The organism is Microbacterium sp. Yaish 1 (assembly GCF_002245215.1).
Classification (GTDB): domain Bacteria; phylum Actinomycetota; class Actinomycetes; order Actinomycetales; family Microbacteriaceae; genus Microbacterium.
Map to the genome: position 1 here is coordinate 1,181,247 of NZ_NPMR01000002.1, position 15,283 is coordinate 1,196,529.

12 protein-coding genes and 2 tRNA genes are annotated in these 15,283 nt (G+C 70.4%); 4 read left to right on the plus strand and 10 right to left on the minus strand.

All coding sequences use genetic code 11. The features are described from left to right. Positions 1-50: 50 nt before the first annotated feature. The 3 genes from CI089_RS14730 to CI089_RS14740 are packed head-to-tail and all read right to left on the minus strand — an operon-like array spanning position 51 to position 3,071. On the minus strand, positions 51-935 hold the full coding sequence (locus CI089_RS14730; RefSeq protein ID WP_094262188.1) for an SMP-30/gluconolactonase/LRE family protein: 885 nt from the start codon (positions 933-935) through the stop codon (positions 51-53). Continuing rightward, entirely contained in the window at positions 925-2,715 is a 1,791-nt protein-coding gene (locus CI089_RS14735; protein WP_094262189.1) for a glycoside hydrolase family 15 protein, read from the minus strand. The genes CI089_RS14730 and CI089_RS14735 overlap by 11 nt, the downstream gene beginning before the upstream one ends. After that, on the minus strand, positions 2,712-3,071 hold the full coding sequence (locus CI089_RS14740; RefSeq protein ID WP_094262190.1) for a hypothetical protein: 360 nt from the start codon (positions 3,069-3,071) through the stop codon (positions 2,712-2,714). The genes CI089_RS14735 and CI089_RS14740 overlap by 4 nt, the downstream gene beginning before the upstream one ends. Before the next feature lie 141 nt (positions 3,072-3,212). On the opposite strand from CI089_RS14740, the gene CI089_RS14745 reads away from it, so the two are divergent. Together CI089_RS14745 and CI089_RS14750 are read left to right on the plus strand one after the other, a co-directional pair. After that, entirely contained in the window at positions 3,213-4,133 is a 921-nt protein-coding gene (locus CI089_RS14745) for a DUF368 domain-containing protein (protein ID WP_094262191.1), read from the plus strand. Positions 4,134-4,198: 65 nt separating this feature from the next. Next, positions 4,199-5,515: a cytochrome P450 gene (locus CI089_RS14750; RefSeq protein WP_094262521.1), complete on the plus strand. Its 1,317-nt coding sequence runs from the start codon at positions 4,199-4,201 to the stop codon at positions 5,513-5,515. Positions 5,516-6,071: 556 nt separating this feature from the next. On the opposite strand, the gene CI089_RS14755 is transcribed toward CI089_RS14750, so the two are convergent. The 5 genes from CI089_RS14755 to CI089_RS14775 all read right to left on the minus strand — a co-directional run bounded on the left by CI089_RS14755 (position 6,072) and on the right by CI089_RS14775 (position 9,565). Beyond that, positions 6,072-6,145, minus strand: a tRNA-Met gene (locus tag CI089_RS14755). Positions 6,146-6,168: 23 nt separating this feature from the next. Continuing rightward, positions 6,169-6,240 (minus strand) — tRNA-Thr (locus tag CI089_RS14760). Positions 6,241-6,303: 63 nt separating this feature from the next. Next, the gene (locus CI089_RS14765) at positions 6,304-7,704 is read right to left on the minus strand and encodes a M23 family metallopeptidase (RefSeq protein WP_256978018.1); all 1,401 of its coding nucleotides are present in this window, start codon (positions 7,702-7,704) and stop codon (positions 6,304-6,306) included. A gap of 136 nt (positions 7,705-7,840) precedes the next feature. Next, positions 7,841-8,638: an inositol monophosphatase family protein gene (locus CI089_RS14770; protein ID WP_179223351.1), complete on the minus strand. Its 798-nt coding sequence runs from the start codon at positions 8,636-8,638 to the stop codon at positions 7,841-7,843. Positions 8,639-8,683: 45 nt separating this feature from the next. Further along, positions 8,684-9,565 (minus strand): hypothetical protein, encoded by an 882-nt coding sequence (locus CI089_RS14775; protein WP_094262192.1) that lies wholly within the window; start codon positions 9,563-9,565, stop codon positions 8,684-8,686. Between the two features lie 78 nt (positions 9,566-9,643). On the opposite strand from CI089_RS14775, the gene CI089_RS14780 reads away from it, so the two are divergent. Both CI089_RS14780 and CI089_RS14785 read left to right on the plus strand, forming a co-directional pair. Then, the gene (locus CI089_RS14780) at positions 9,644-10,918 is read left to right on the plus strand and encodes a sensor histidine kinase (RefSeq protein WP_094262193.1); all 1,275 of its coding nucleotides are present in this window, start codon (positions 9,644-9,646) and stop codon (positions 10,916-10,918) included. Between the two features lie 13 nt (positions 10,919-10,931). Continuing rightward, positions 10,932-11,600, plus strand: coding sequence for a response regulator transcription factor (locus tag CI089_RS14785; RefSeq protein ID WP_094262194.1), 669 nt, complete (start codon positions 10,932-10,934; stop codon positions 11,598-11,600). 95 nt (positions 11,601-11,695) lie between these two features. Here CI089_RS14785 and CI089_RS14790 read toward each other — a convergent pair whose 3' ends face one another. Continuing rightward, on the minus strand, positions 11,696-14,110 hold the full coding sequence (locus CI089_RS14790; protein WP_094262195.1) for a thioester domain-containing protein: 2,415 nt from the start codon (positions 14,108-14,110) through the stop codon (positions 11,696-11,698). A gap of 197 nt (positions 14,111-14,307) precedes the next feature. Continuing rightward, positions 14,308-14,973 carry a LuxR C-terminal-related transcriptional regulator gene (locus CI089_RS14795; RefSeq protein ID WP_094262196.1) on the minus strand — a complete coding sequence of 222 codons (666 nt, stop codon included), beginning with the start codon at positions 14,971-14,973 and terminating at the stop codon, positions 14,308-14,310. Positions 14,974-15,283: the final 310 nt, after the last annotated feature.

Consider the following 15,283-nt stretch of genomic DNA (forward strand, 5'->3'; position numbering starts at 1 on the left):
GTCTCCTTCCATCGGTCTTCCTGGGGGTGGTCGTGACTCGGGTCCGTCGATCAGGCGATCGACGCAGACCCGAACGTGTGGATGGGGCGCCCGGTCGCGCCGGGTTCGAGGCGGAGGATGCCGCCCGAGAGGGGATGCCGCTTCAGCTGCTCCTCGGTGAGGTTCTCGCGCGCCGAACCGACGAGGAGGACGTCGAGGTCGGGCCCCGCGAAGGCGACCGAGGTGATGTTGGGAACGGGCATCGTGATCTCCTCGACGAGGTCTCCGTCGGCGCTCCAGCGCGCCACCACGCCCTCGCCGTAGAGCCCGTTGAAGAACGAGCCGTCGGTCGCCTGCACCAGCCCGTCGCTCGACCGGCCGACGAGGTAGGGCTCGAGCTCTCCGAGCTCGCCGGCGGGGCCGTATGGCGCGCGGTAGACGGTCGAGGTCGCGGTGTCGGTGATGTACATCGTGCGCCCGTCGTCGGACCACTCCATACCGTTCGCGATTCCGTAACCGCCGCCGAGCACTCGGACGGCGCCGTCCGGGTCGACCGACCAGACCGTCGCATCGGGGTCGTCGCTCGTGAGCTCCATGGCCCCGACGACGAAGCGACCGAACGGGTCGACCTTGCCCTCGTTCAGGCGCATCCCGCCGTGGCGGTGGCGCAGCGACGCGAGGTCGCGCTCGATGCGCCCGTCCGCGTCGAGCAGGACGACCCGGTCCTTCAGAGCCGCGACGTAGCCGCCTCCGGCGGCAGGCTGAACCGCCGACAGCGGCGGGGGCAGCTCGACGACGCGGTCGTCGCTGCCGTCGGCCGCTCCGTCGAGCGGGCCGCGATGCAGCAGTCCCGCGGTGATGTCGACCCACACGACCTCGGCGGTGCGGTCGTCCCACCAGATGCTCTCGACGAGCACGCCACGAGTGTCGCGGAACACTCCGATCTCATCTGCCACGGAGGGCCTCCTCGGGGACGACGTCGCGGATGGTGAGCACGGTCGCGATGAACGCGAGGTGGCTGAGGGCCTGCGGCGTGTTGCCCCAGGCGGTGCCGTCGTCGGCGTCGATCATCTCGGCGTAGATGCCGACGTCGTTCGCGAGGGCGACGAGCTGGTCGACGAGGTCGAGCGCCTCGTCGTGCCTGCCGACGCACGCGAGCGCCTCGGCGCGCCAGAACGCGCAGGCGACGAAGGTCTTCTCCTCGGCCGACACCCCGCTGTAGCGATACAGCAGCGGCCCGGCGCCGAGTTCCCCGGTGAGGGCGTCGATCGTCGTCGACATGCGCTCGCCGCGATCGAAGCCGGTGGGTGCGTGCAGCAGCACGGAGGCGTCGAGCTCGTCGGAACCGGCGTAGAAGACGTACGCCGACTTCGCCTCCGACCAGCAGTTCTCGTCGATCCAGAGCCGGATGCGCTCGCGCTCGGCCTTCCACCGCTCGGCGCTCCCCGGGATCGCGCCGTTCTCGGCGAGCGCGACGGCATCGTCGAGAGCTTTCCAGCACCCCATCTTCGACGAGGTGTAGTGCCGTTCCTCCGGCAGCTCCCACATGCCCGAGTCGGGGTTGCGCCACAGGTCGCAGGTGCGGTCGGCGACGCCCGCCAGCATCCGCCCCGTTCCGATGTCGAGGACGTTGCCCGCATCGACGTACGTCCGGCAGATGGCCATGAGGTCGCCGTAGACGCCGAGCTGGAGCTGCTCGCGTGCGGGGTTGCCCGTGACGACCGGGCCGACCCCTCGCCAGCCGGGCACGGGGTAGTCCTGGGCATCGGGTACGAGCTCGCCGCCCAGCGTGTACATGACGTGCAGCTCGGGCCCGTGCTCGCGGATGGTGCGCAGCATCCACGACAGTGCCGCGTGCGTCTCCTCGCGCAGCCCGAAGCGCACGAGCGCGTGCGCGGTGTAGGCGAGGTCGCGCACCCAGGCGTAGCGGTAGTCCCAGTTCTTGCCGCCCTCGGGATCCTCGGGTAGCGAGGTGGTGGCTGCCGCGGCGATCGCGCCGGTGGGGCTGAAGATGAGCAGCTTGAGGGCGAGCGCGCTGCGCTGGATGCGTTCCTCCCAGGGCCCCTCGTACGAGAAGACCTCGGACCAGTGCCGCCAGTTGTCGATCGTCCGGTCGATGCCGACGTCGACGTTCCGCGGGTCGGGAAGGTGCAGGGGCTCGTCGTGGGTCGCGGCGAGCGCGATGAGGTGACGCGACCCCTCCGTGGCGGTGAACGAGCCGGTCAGGCGAGGGCCGCTCGTGCCGTCGGGATCGGGGGCGTCGGGGCCGTGCTCGAAGCCCACGACGACGAGCGCGGTCTTGCCGCTGCGGATGACGTCGCCGTGCTGGGTGCGCTCGATCCAGGGCGACGCCGTGCGCAGCGAGGTGCCGGGATGAATGCGCCACGCCATCGGCACGGTGCCCTCGAGCCCGTCGATCCGGCGGGCAAGCTCGGCCCACGGCATCCGCCCGGCGACTCCCGACACCATGGCGTCGGTGACCTTCACGGATCCGCGAGCGGTTGTGAACGTCGTCTCGAGGACGTTCGTGTCGGGGACGTACCGACGGGTGGTCTCGAACTCCTCGGTGGGGGCGAGCTCGAGACATCCGCCCGTCTCGCTGTCGAGCAGGCGCGCGAAGACGGGCGTGGAGGTCAGGTCGGGAAGCGGCAGCCAGTCGACGCTGCCGTCGAGACCGATCAGCGCGACGGTACGGCCGTCGCCGATCGGCGCATACGACTCGATCCCCGCGGTCACATGCCCTCGTCGTTGATGTCGCCTTCGCCGTCTTCACCGAGCTCGGCGATGACCGGGTCGTCTCCCTGGGTCTCGGGCTGGGCGTACCCCGTGGGCAGGTCCTCCGCCGGGATCTCGTCGTCGTCCGAGGGGATGTGCGCGGGGTCGTCGCTCGTGGCGGTGGCGGTGTCGAGATCGGCGGGGTCGACGCCGGAATCGAGCGCCTCGTCGATCGCGTCGGTGCGCTCCCACTCGCGCTGCGCGGGGTCGAGGTCGGGATCGGCCACGCTGGTCGCATCGCCGTCGCGCAGCGGCTGGATGCCGGCATCCTCGGCTGCGGCGGGGCGGGCGAGGTCGTCGTTGAATGCGTTGGACATGACTCCACGATGCGCGGCAGCGGTGAATCCGTCGAGCCACTTGCACCGGACCCGGGGGCGCGATAACGGGACTACCACGGGTCGCTCAGGCGATCACCGGTAGCGTGGAACGCTCCGTCGTCGTCATCCCGGAGGTCGCCCATGCCCGTCGCCCGAATGCTGTTGGATGCCGGTCGCGGCGCTCTCATCGGGACCGTCGAGATCATCCCCGGAGTCAGCGGCGGCACCGTCGCGCTGATCGTCGGGGTGTACGAGACGCTCATCGACTCAGCCGGCCACCTCGCCCGCGGGGTGGCTCGCGCCGCCGCCGACGGCGTCCGAGGCCGCGGTCTCACTCGTGCGTGCGCGGAGTTCGCCGCCGTGCGCTGGTCGGTCGTCCTGCCCGTCGGCTTCGGCATGATCGCCGCGGTTCTCGCGGCGTCTGCGGTTCTCGCGCCGATCATCGAGGCCGAACCCGTCGCCTCACGCGCGCTCTTCGCAGGACTCATCCTGGCCTCGCTCGTCGTCCCGATCCGGATGGTCGGCGGTCGGTGGCGGATACGCGAGTACGCCATCGCGGCCGTCGGCGCCGTCGCCGGGTTCGCCCTCACGAGCCTGCCCCAGGTCGACCCTCTCGAACCGCCCCTTCCGGTCGTCGCGCTCGCGGCGGCGTTCGCCGTGTGCGCGCTCGTCGTCCCGGGCGTCTCGGGTTCGTTCATCCTGCTGGCCGTCGGGATGTACGCGCCGACGCTGGCCGCGGTGAACGAGCGCGATCTGGTCTACCTCGGCGTCTTCATCCTCGGCGCGATGATCGGGCTCGGACTGTTCGTGTCGGTGCTGCAGTGGCTGCTGGTTCACCGGCGGCGCGTCATGCTGGCGATGATGACGGGCCTGATGGTCGGTTCGCTCCGCGCCCTGTGGCCGTGGCAGGAGGGCGGCACCGTGCAGCCTCCCGGGCCGGATGCCGTGCCGGTGCTGCTCCTCGTGCTCCTCGGCGCCGCGGCCGTGGGCGGCGTGCTCCTCATCGAATCGGCTGTTCTGCGCAGGGCTGCTCGTCGCCTCGAAGCGGGCGCCGCGGGCTAGCACACGTCAGCCTGATCCGCCTCCCCCTCGGCTCATCGGGGCCGGCGTGTGAGCGTGGAATCATGATGTCTTCGATCACCGCCGCTGCACGCACGCTGACCGACGACTCCCCTCAGCTTCTGCTGCGCGGATACGGGTTCGGCGATCGGATCTGGAGGCGGGTGCGAGCCGGTGCACGCTCGGCGCCGATGGGCCTTCTCGGCGATCCGACGATCTTCGTCCGGGGCGCCGAGGGCGTCGAGGTGTTCTACGACGAGGATCGGGTGCGCCGCCACGGGGCGATGCCGGGGATCGTGCAGGAGACCCTCTTCGGGCACGGTTCGGTTCACAGCCTCGACGGTGAGGACCACCGGCACCGCAAAGCGACGTTCCTCGACGTCGCCTACGAGGACGAGCAGGTCGAGCGCCTGCGCCCCCTCCTCGCCGCCGAGTGGCAGCGCGAGCTCGACGACTGGTTCGCCGGCGGTGAGCGCTCCGCCTATGACGCGGCGGTGGGCGCCTTCGGGCGTGCCGTCATGCGGTGGGCGGGGCTTCCGGGAACCGCCGCGGCGAAGACGCGATGGGCGGGACGTCTCGCGCAGATCGTGGACGGCTTCGGCGTCCCCTACTCGCCCGAGTACCTCCTCGCGTGGATCAATCGCCGCTGGTCCGACCGCCACTCTCAGCACCTCATCGAGGCGGTGCGCGACGGCGACCTCCAGCCGGAGCCCGGAACAGCCCTCCACGCATGGGCCTGGCACCGCGATCGCGCCGGCGTGCTGCTGTCCGCACGACTGGCCGGGATCGAGCTGCAGAACAGCATGCGACCCATGATCGCCGTCGCGCGGTTCGTGGCCTTCGCCGCGAAGGAGCTGCACGACCGTCCGGAGTGGCGCGAGCGCATCGCCGCCGAGGCGGCAGAGCGCGAGACCCTCGACGGCGGACCGCTCGCTGTCGCGTTCGCCCAGGAGATCCGGCGCACCGCCCCGTTCGTCCCGATGCTCCCCGCGCGTGCGGTCGCCGACATCGAGCTCGACGGCCAGCGCGTTGCGGCGGGTGGCCGCGTCGTGCTCGACATCCTCGGCACCAACATCGATGAGAGCTCGTGGGAGCGCGCCGACTCGTTCGCACCCGAGCGCTTCATCGGCGTCGACGACTACGAGGCTCTGTCCGCATTCGTCCCGCACGGCGGGGCGGATGTCGCCACGGGCCACCGGTGCCCGGGAGAGAAGCTCGCGATCGCCGGGCTCGCGACCGCGATCACGGCACTGAGCCACCGGGATGTCGCGATCCTCGGCTCCGCTCTCGACGTCGACATGCGCCGGTTGCCGACGAAGCCCGCGTCGGGCGGCCGCGTCCGCGCGACCGGCACTGGCGGCGGTTGCCCGTTCCACCGGCGCTGACCCGACGCGAACCCGTACTCGGCGTCGTGTCCCCCGAAAGGCCGACTCGACGGACCGGCCGGAAACCCCTAGCGTCGATGACGTCGACGATCTTCCCCCCGGATCGTGGAGCGCCCCGCATCCTCGGATGTCGGGGCGTTCTGGTTTCCGCGACGCGGGAGAACGCCCGGCATCATCCGATCGGATGAAATCTTGCGCGGAACATCAGCGGATACAGAGCCCCGCAGGCCCCACGCCACGGAACTTTTAAGTCGCTTGACCGGCTTTTTTGAGGCCGGCCGGCGGCGCAACCGGCCTGCACGCGCCGTCTGCCACCCGAGGCATGATCATCACGTCGGGTGCGATCCAGCGCTGATGGGGAGCAGGGCGGGCCTGCTCGATCCCTCGGCCGCGAGTTAGGTCCTCGTCTCGCGTCCGACCTGCGCCCGGGACTCTGGAGGGGTCCCGGGCGCCTTCTCGTTCCCGCATGCGGAGATTCTCTCGGCGTCTCAGCCGCGGCGTCGGCACCGTTCCCGCATACGACAAAACCCCCGGACGAACCGGGGGTTTTCATCTGTAGCAGGAGCGGGGCTTGAACCCGCGACCTCACGATTATGAGTCGTGCGCTCTCACCAGCTGAGCTACCCTGCCGCAACGCATCCGAGGATGCTGCGAGCCCCGAGTCAGGATTGAACTGACGACCCCTTCCTTACCATGGAAGTGCTCTGCCACTGAGCTATCGGGGCGTGCCACCCGCAAGCGGGCAACTAGAAGAGGATACCATCTCGGCGGCCTCACTTCGAATCAGGTCAGCGCTTCGTGTGCTCCTCGAGCCAGGCGATGGGATCGGTCTGCGTGGTGCCGCCGAGGAGGACCTCGAGGTGCAGGTGAGCCCCCGTCGACTTGCCGGTGCTGCCGACCTTGCCGATGATCTGTCCGGGCTCGACCGTGTCGCCGACCTTGACCTTGAGCGAGCCGTACTGCATGTGGCCGTAGCGGGTCGAGACGAGCTCGCCGTCGATGTTGTGGTCGATGACGACCGTCACCCCGTAGTCGCCGCCCGCCTCGGTCGCGATGCGCACGGTGCCACCGGCAACGGCGTGGATGTCGGCGCCCGCGCCCGGAGTGAGGTCGACGCCGCGGTGCGGACGCGAGAACTCGGACAGGTAGGAGACGGAGCCGAACTGCGCCGAGATCGGCACACCCACCGGGAAGGGCCACTGGATCGCGGCGTTCGGGTCGTTGACCCACGTGCCGGCGAAGTTGGTCACACCCGAGTCTGCGGCGATCTTCGAGACCGAGGTGACGTCGAAGGTGTCGCTGCGGTCGAACGTCACGCCCGTGCTGGATGAGGAGACGTACGCCTGGATCTCCTCGGGCTCGATCGAGGCCGACGTGCGCGGCGCTTCCGCCGTGATGTCACGGCCGGTGTCACCGGACGCGAAGACCGCAGCGGCAGGGCTCGTCAGGCCGACCGCGAGGAGACCGACGGCCGCGACGGCGCTCATCGAGACGGATGCCGCCGCGACGCGCTTGCCGACGCGACGCAGGCGTCCCGGGCGGGCGACCGCGACCTCGCGCGTGCGCTGCTGGTGCTCGGCGATCGACTCCTCGGCCACCTGCACCGGCGTCTGGGCCGTGAAGGAGAACAGGCGCGCGGCGAACTCGAACTCGTCGACGTCGTGCGCGTCCGAAGGCTTGCGGGTCTCGTCCCCGGCGCTCGAGTCGCCGGCCGAGCTCGTCTCGGCGGCATCCGCCGTGTCGGCCTTCGCGGAGTCGACGGCGGCAGGGCCGAACGACTCCCCCTGCGGGGCAGCGTGCTCGGCGGCCGGACGCGAGCGGCGGCGGCGGGAGGGCGTGACGAGATCCGGACCGGCGTAGGCGTCGCCGTCGAGGACCGTGAGGACCATCTCGTCGGTCTCGGCGTTGGCCTCGGCCTGAGGCTCCACGACGGGAGGAACCGTGCTCGCGTCGTCGCTCGACGCCGCGCGGGGCTCGTCGGGCGTCGAGGGCGCCTCGTCGATCGTCGCGACGTCGTCGGTCGGAACGGCGGCGACCTTCGCGGCGAGCTCGGCTTCGGCGGCCAGACGCCGCCACTGCGCTCGCGTCAGACCCGCGGCCCGCGTGAGACCCGCCGCCGCAGCGGACGAGGGTTCCCCTGCCGAGGGTCGCGAGGACGCGGCCTCAGTGGGGGTGGTCTCAGAAGTCAAATCGCAGGCTCTCGAAAACAGCGCGCGCTCGCGCGCGGCACAAACTATCCGGGTGGTGTCCGCCCTCCGGATCGGGTTCCGAAGATAACGAACGGGTAAACACTAACGACTTGCGGCTGGGAATGCGATCCACGCGTCAGCTTTCGTGGAAAACCCGTTCCGCCAGACGGCTGTGGAGCGACGGGGACGCGGCGATCGTCATGGTTCGCCCGGGGCGTTCGCCGGGCATCCCGGTCACCACTCCCCCGGCCTCGGCGACCAGCAGCGCCCCGGCGGCGTGGTCCCAGGGCTGCAGTCCGCGCTCGACGTAGCCGTCGAGGCGGCCGGCGGCGACGTACGCCAGATCGAGGGATGCCGCTCCGGCGCGGCGGATGTCGCGCGCGACGGGCATGATGCGGCCCAGCCGCGCGAGATCGCCCGCGTGCGTCGCCGGGTCGTAGCCGAAACCGGTCGCCAGGAGGGCGCCGGCATCGGTCGGCTCGGAGACCGCGAGACGGACGTCGCCGAGCCAGGCGCCGTCACCCGCGGTCGCGCGGAACATCTCGTCGACGGCCGGCGAGAAGACCGCCGCGGCGACCGCCTCCCACCGCTGCGGATCGGGCTCGCCGTCGACGACGGCGATGCTCACCGCGTAGTGCGGGATGCCGTAGGCGTAGTTGACCGTTCCGTCGATGGGGTCCACGACCCAGGTCAAGCCGCTCGCACCGCGCTCGGCTCCGGACTCCTCGCCGAGGAACCCGTCGTCGGGACGCGCCTGGGCGATGCGATCGCGGATGAGGAGCTCGACCTCGCGGTCGGCCTCGGTGACGATGTCGGCGAGCGCCGACTTGGTCGCGGCGATCGCGACTCCCTCGCCCCGGCGTCGGCGCGCGAGCGCACCCGCCTCGCGCGCGATCTCGACGGCCAGGTCTGCGAGCTCTCGGGCATCCACCATGCGACCCACGCTACGGGGTTCGCGGCCCCCGGAAGGCCGAGACCGTCAGCGCGGAGCGATCGGCTGGTCGGGCAGGGGCGGGGGCGGCGGGTAGTCCTGGTAGCCCGGCTGCTGCTGTGCCGGCGCCGGCGGGGTCGCCTGAGCAGGCGCCGGCTGTGCCGGAGCCTGCTGGGCGGGGGCGTACGCCTGCGGATAGGTGGGACGGCCGGTGTAGTAGGCCTGCCAGTCGGGCGACCCATCGCCGAGCACGGGCAGCGGCGTGCGGCCGTCGGCGTAGGTCGGCCATGGTGCCGCTGCCGGCGGATGCGGCGGGCGGGGCATCAGCAGCGCGTTGACGAGCGGGACCAGCGCGGTGCCGACCGCCGCGAGGATGGTGAGCGCGACCACGACGCGCCAGTAGATCGGCAGGAAGTCGAACCACTCCCCGCCGACGAGCGGCACGATCAGCATGACGGCGACGATCCCGACGAAGGCGATGGTGACGTAGGTCACGATCGAGAGGAACGTCGTGGGATTGCGCAGATAGGCCTTCGTGAACAGGCGCAGGTGCAGCAGGGCCAGCTGCAGGATCAGCACGACCAGGAGGAAGCGCATGAAGCGCTCGTACCCCCACCCGAAGCTCTCGGTCGGGGACGGCAGCCAGATCATGACAGCGCCGACCAGCAGCGCGATGACCCAGCTGCCCATGCTCGTGAGCGCGAACCAGGCGGGACGACGACCGGCGAGGTGCGACTCGAGGATCGCGATGCCCGCGAAGCCCGCGAGCAGCAGCACCGTCATGAAGGCGCGCGCGACGATGCCGGTGCCCGAGCCGATCAGCACCCAGACGACGCACACGATCGCCGCGGCGATGAGTGCGCCGATCGCGACCCAGATCGCGGCTCGCAGCAGCCTGCTCGATTCCGGAGATGTGATGGGCTTGCTCATCGACAGGTTCCCTTCCGCGCTGACTCCTCACATCCTGGCATGCACGGGGCTTCCGTGCGGGGCTGAGAGGATTCTGTGGTGAAGCCACCCCGAGAGCCCGGCGTCGACTTCGACGCGTCCGCGACGCAGACCTTCTTCCGCACGCGTCGCGCGTCGGCGATCCTGGTTGCGATCGTCTCGGTGAGCACGACCGTCCAGGTGCTGGCGACACCGATCACCGCGATGATCGCCGGTCCCGTCGACTGGCCCTTCGACGTATCCATATCGGTCCTGTGCGTCATCCTCGCCCTGGCGTGCGTGGCCCAGGCCTCGGCTGTCCTCCTGAGCGAGCGATGGCCCCGCACGGCGGTCTTCGCGACGGTCGCCGTCTATCTCCTCCTCCTCGGCGCCTTCGACATACCGAACTGGCTCATCGGCATGTACCTCGTCGTGGCACTCGCGCAGTTCCTTCTGGCCCGCCGGGTCTCGGCCGGTTCGGCCGTCGTGTGCTTGCTCGGCGTCGTGATCGCCGGAATGGGCGGGCTCTTCACCTGGGCCGTCTTCTACTCGGGCGACGTCAGTACCGCCCTGAGCTTCATGGCGAACGAGTTCTTCCGCTTCTCCGCTCCTGCCCTCGGGGCGACCGCTCTCGGGATCTGGTGGCGCGCCCAGGTGCGTCAGGTGACACTCGCCCGCGAACAGGCCGAGCTCGCCCGCCAGGAGCACGACGCGCGCGTGAACGACGCACGGGAGCGCGAGCGCGCCCGCATCGCGCAGGAGCTGCACGACGTCGCGGGCCAGCACCTCGCGGGCCTCGTGACCCTCGCCGACGCCGCCATCTCTCTCGCCCCGGCCCGCCCCGACGAGGCGATCCGCCTGGTCGGCGAGGTGAGGAACGAGGGCCGGTTCGCCGCCGCGAGCCTCGCGGGTGCACTGAGCGACCTGCACGCCGAGGCGGCGGCCCCGGCCGAGACGACGCGTGACCTGCGCCGGGCGGGCGAACTCGTGCAGTTCTGGTCGCAGCGCGGCATGCCGGTGTCGTTCGAGCAGTCCGGCGGTGTGTCCGATCTGCCCGCCGTCGTCTCGACCACGGCGTACCGCGCCCTGCAGGAGGCGCTGACCAATGCGGCCAAGCATGCTCCCGGCGCACCCGTGAGCGTCTCGGTGACCGCCGCCGAGGAGGAGCTCCTGGTCCGGGTCGTCAATCGGGCGCCGAACAGTGATTCGACGCCGGTTCCGGGCCTCGATCTGGGCTGGGGCCTGCGCGGGATGCGCGAGCGCGTGGAGCTGTTGCGGGGCACACTGTTCGCAGGGCCGTCGCCGACCGGCGGATGGGAAGTGCGGATCACGATCCCGATCGACCCGATCACCTGACAAGGAGAACGGTATGACTCGTGGGGCCGAGCGCATCCGCGTTCTGATCGCCGACGACAATCGTGCTGTGCGCCGCGGGCTGCGGCTGCAGCTCGAAGGCGCTCCCGGCATCCAGGTCGTCGGCGAGGTCTCGAACGGCATCGACGCCGTCCACGTCGCGCGCGCCGAACGCGCCGACGTCGTGCTCATGGACATCCAGATGCCCCAGATGTCGGGGCTGTCCGCGACCCGCCTCCTCGCGCGTCCCGACGACGGGGGCGCACCCATCGCCGTCATCGTCATGACGAGCTTCGCCGTCGACGGGTACGTCAGCGAGGCCCTGGATTCCGGCGCCGTCGGATACCTGCTGAAGAGTCATGACTCGGACCAGCTCGTCGGCGCGATCTACGCCGCGGCGCGGGGCGAGGCTCTCGTGTCATCGCGAGTGACGGCGCCGCTGATCCGTGAGTTCGTCCGCCGCGGCGGCGCTCCCGAAGACCCTGAGGCGAGCGCTCTGCTGACCTCCGCCGAGCGCCGGGTGATCTCCGTTCTCGCCGGCGGCGTCACGAGCAACGAGGGCATCGCCGAGACGCTGCAGGTCTCGGTCCACACCGTGCGGTCGCAGCTGCACTCCGCGCTCAAGAAACTCGATCTCGCGGATCGCACCCAGCTCGCGCTGTGGGGAGCACGCAACCGGGTCTGAGTTCTCGTCATCCATCCGGGTGAAACTTCGGCACCGGTTTCTGCCACGCACGACCGTCCCCCTCCCGCTGGTATGCGAGAGGGGGACGGTAGGTGTCAGGCCGCCCGCGCTGCGCGCTGAGCGTGGACCCGGAGGCCGCCCACCAGCACGAGCAGACCCACCATCATGCTGCCCAGACCGAGCATGAGGCCCAGGTATGGCGCTCCGCCGCCTGTCGCGGGAAGAGCACTGTGCCCGGGAACCACCGGCTCGCCACCGCGGACGTCGTTGACGAGGCCCGCGTCGACGGTGTCACCCGGGAGGATCTCCACGGTGACCGGGTCGGCGGTCGCCACCTGCACGAGTGCGGTCGTGCCGGACTGAGTCTCTGTCACGACGCACTCCGACCCGGCGGGCAGGTCGCTGTACACCTGCTCGTAGTCGCCTGCGCCGCTCCTCGCGGAGATGGCGAAGATCTCATCCAGCACGGTCCCGTCGTCGCAACGGATGCTGAGCTCGATGTCGCCCTGCAGGCCGGCTCCGCCGCCCGTGATCGACTTCACGACTCGCAGCGACCCGGGCAGGTACGTGACGTCGTTGGCCAGGGCGGCATCCACCGTCCCGCCGGGCTCGATCGCCACGGTGACCGGACCGTCGGTCGTGACGTCGACACGCGTCGTCGCTCCCGACGCCGACTCCGTGACGGTGCACTCCGTGCCGGCCGGGATGTCGGTGAAGACCTGCTCGTACTCCCCCGCCGCAGCGCCCGCGGGGATCGCGAACGTGTCCTCGAGGACACCGCCGCAGACGATGGCGAGCTCGATCGCCCCCTGTTCACCGGCGGCGACTCCATCGATCGACTTGACCACCCGCAGCGAACCGGGACGGTAGGTCACGGTGTTCGCGAGCGCGGCATCCGTCGTGGCACCCGGCTGGATCTCCACCGTCACGGGATCGCCCGTCGACACCTGCACCTGCGCGGTCTCGCCGGACTCGGCCTCGGTCGCCGTGCACTCCGTGCCGGCAGCCAGGTCGGAGTAGACCTGCTCGTACTGACCGGCCGCACTCCCCGCGGGGATCTCGAACGTGTCGTCGAGCACGTCTCCGCACACCACCCGCAGCGCGATGGCGCCCTGCTGACCTGCCGCGTCGCCGTCGATGCTCTTGACGACGCGCAGCCCGCCCGGCAGGTAGGTCACCGTGTTGGTGATGGTCACGGCCGCGCCCTCCGAGGTGATCTCCGCATCCTGTCCGGCATCGGTCGTGACGTCGACGACGGTGTTCGCGCCCGTGACCGGCTCGGTCACGGTGCAGGTCGTCCCCACCGGTATGTCCCCGTAGGTGAAGGTCTGCGTGGTCGCGGTGCCGGCCGGGATGTCGGCGGTGAAGGTGTATCCCTCGCCGCAGTCGATGGCCAGCTGGATGTCGCCCTGCAGACCGAGCGCCTCGCCGGCGAACGCCTTGCTGACCGTGAGCGAACCCACCGCCAGGAACTCCGCCAGCGCGGAGTCGACCGCGTCGAGTTCGGCGGTGTCGGCCAGGATGAGCCGCTGGGCGTCGTCCAGGTCCGGCGTGTTGCCGTCGTACAGGTAGACCTGGCCGCGTTGGACGGTCACCGTCGCGCGCGCGTTGATCACGGCCTCCCCCGGTGAACCGTCGGGAACCCTGACCCAGATCTCCGTCCCCGACGGGACGGTCGCCGGGTTCGCCAGGGGCTGCGTGCCTGCTTCATCCGTGAACATGGCGTAGCCGCTCGGAACGGAGACGGTCACGTCGCTCGTCCCCTCGGCGGTGACCGTGTACGGCCCCGCACTCGACGTCGCTGCGACCGAGTCCGACTCGGGCGTGATGCTCACTTCAGGCGCGGGCGGCTCTACGACGGGTCCTGCGGCCTGCGCGGCCGCGACGATCGCCGCCGTGGCCTCACGAACCGTGGCACTGGCCGCCGTGCTGAGCACATATCCGTCGGTGAAGTACCAGATGGCCGACTGCACGGCGGCAGCCTGCTGATTCGGGGACAGCCCGGCGGGCTCGGCGACGGTCGGATAGAAGTTGTTCAGGATGTAGGTCACGTACCCGATGTTCGGAACGTTCGACTCCTCCCACGAACCGGACTCGTACCCGATCCCGACGTATGTCGAGACGCGCAGGTTGATGCAGTACATCTCGGCGGTCAGCGACGGATCCGAGACGCTCGACGCGATGATCGTGCCGGCGAACGTCGAGACCGACGCGTATCCCGCGGGGTTGGTGTCGGGATACGGCGCCTGCGGGTCCTGAGTGATGGGTGAGGGCGGTTGGAGACCCGGAAGCGTCGCGCCGGGGCCGAGACTCGTGATCTGGATCTCGGTGTTCGGCCCGATCTGAGCGTCGACGATCGGCGTCGCATCATCGATGCGCGCGTGCGCGGCCTGTCCGAGCGGCGACAGGATGAGCGCGGCGACGACGAGGCTGCTCAGTCCGGCGACGATGCCGCGGATGCGGGCGCCCGCTCGGGGCTCCCGTCGGAGACTGTCCGATCGTGTCTTCACGCCCGACCCTGCCGATCTCTCGCCTGATGCCGTGTGCCGTTGTCTCTGGTGCGAATCATGACCTCTTCCTCTCGACGCGGCGGAATACGGACGCTCCCGCTCATGGGGTGCTCAAGGTCACCCTTGACCACGAACTCAGGCGATCGGCAGTGCCGATGGTCCTGCCGCGCTTGCGGATGACGCGAAATGACGGGCGCTCATGAACTGCCGCCCGGCGCGGCGTCGTCGTGGGTTATCCGATAAACGGCCGCTTGCGTGCGGCTCTCCAAATGCAGCTTCGCGAGCAGTCCGGAAACGTAATTCTTGATCGTCTTCTCGGCCAGTCCGAGTCGGTTCCCGATTTGCCGGTTGGTCATTCCCGCGGCGATGAACCGGAGCACCTGCCGTTCACGCAGGGTGAGGTCGGGGGCGACGGGCCCGCTCGGCGGTGCACCCGCGGCACGCACGGCCTGCAGGGTGTGCGGGTTCCCGCCGCGCGCGATCCGGCGCACCAGCCGGAGAACGTCCTGTTCATCGGCGTCGTCGAGGAGGTATCCGTCTGCCCCGGCGGCCCACGCGACGCGTTTCGCCTCCTCGGCGTCGCTGCGACCGTGCACGAGTACCGGAACGTCGGCCTGCGCGCGCCGGATCCGGTCCACCGCGTTCACGATGCGCTCCGGCGGTTCGGTCGCGTCGAGGATCGCCACATCCGGGTCGGTGAGGTCGATCATGTGTCCTGCCTCGTCGAGACGGGCGACCTCTCCCACGACGACGAGGTCTTCGGAATCCTCGATGAGCGCGCGCAGCCCTCGCCGCACGACGTCCCGACGGTTGATGAGGAAGACCTTCACCTCGTCACCCGTGTCCACCGCTTCTTCGTGCATCTCTTTTGCGCCTCCCCCGGGTTCGCTCAGTCAAACACCCGGGGGTCGGCGCGACCAGGGGGGTCGCGGTTTCCGGGCTTTTCGGGTCTTTCGTCCCGTTCGACCCGCACAGCTGGCGCATCACCGACTGCGCCATCATCCATTCGGATGAATTTTCCCGACCGATTCCGACACGTCCCGGACTTCTCGCCCGGTTCCGTTACGGCACAACCGGCGCCGAAGGGGGCTTTTCTCCGGTCCTCGCACGCTGAGCCCGACGTCCGGCCCGACCGATGATGACCCTGGGCCCGCCGTACCGGGCCGTGGGGGA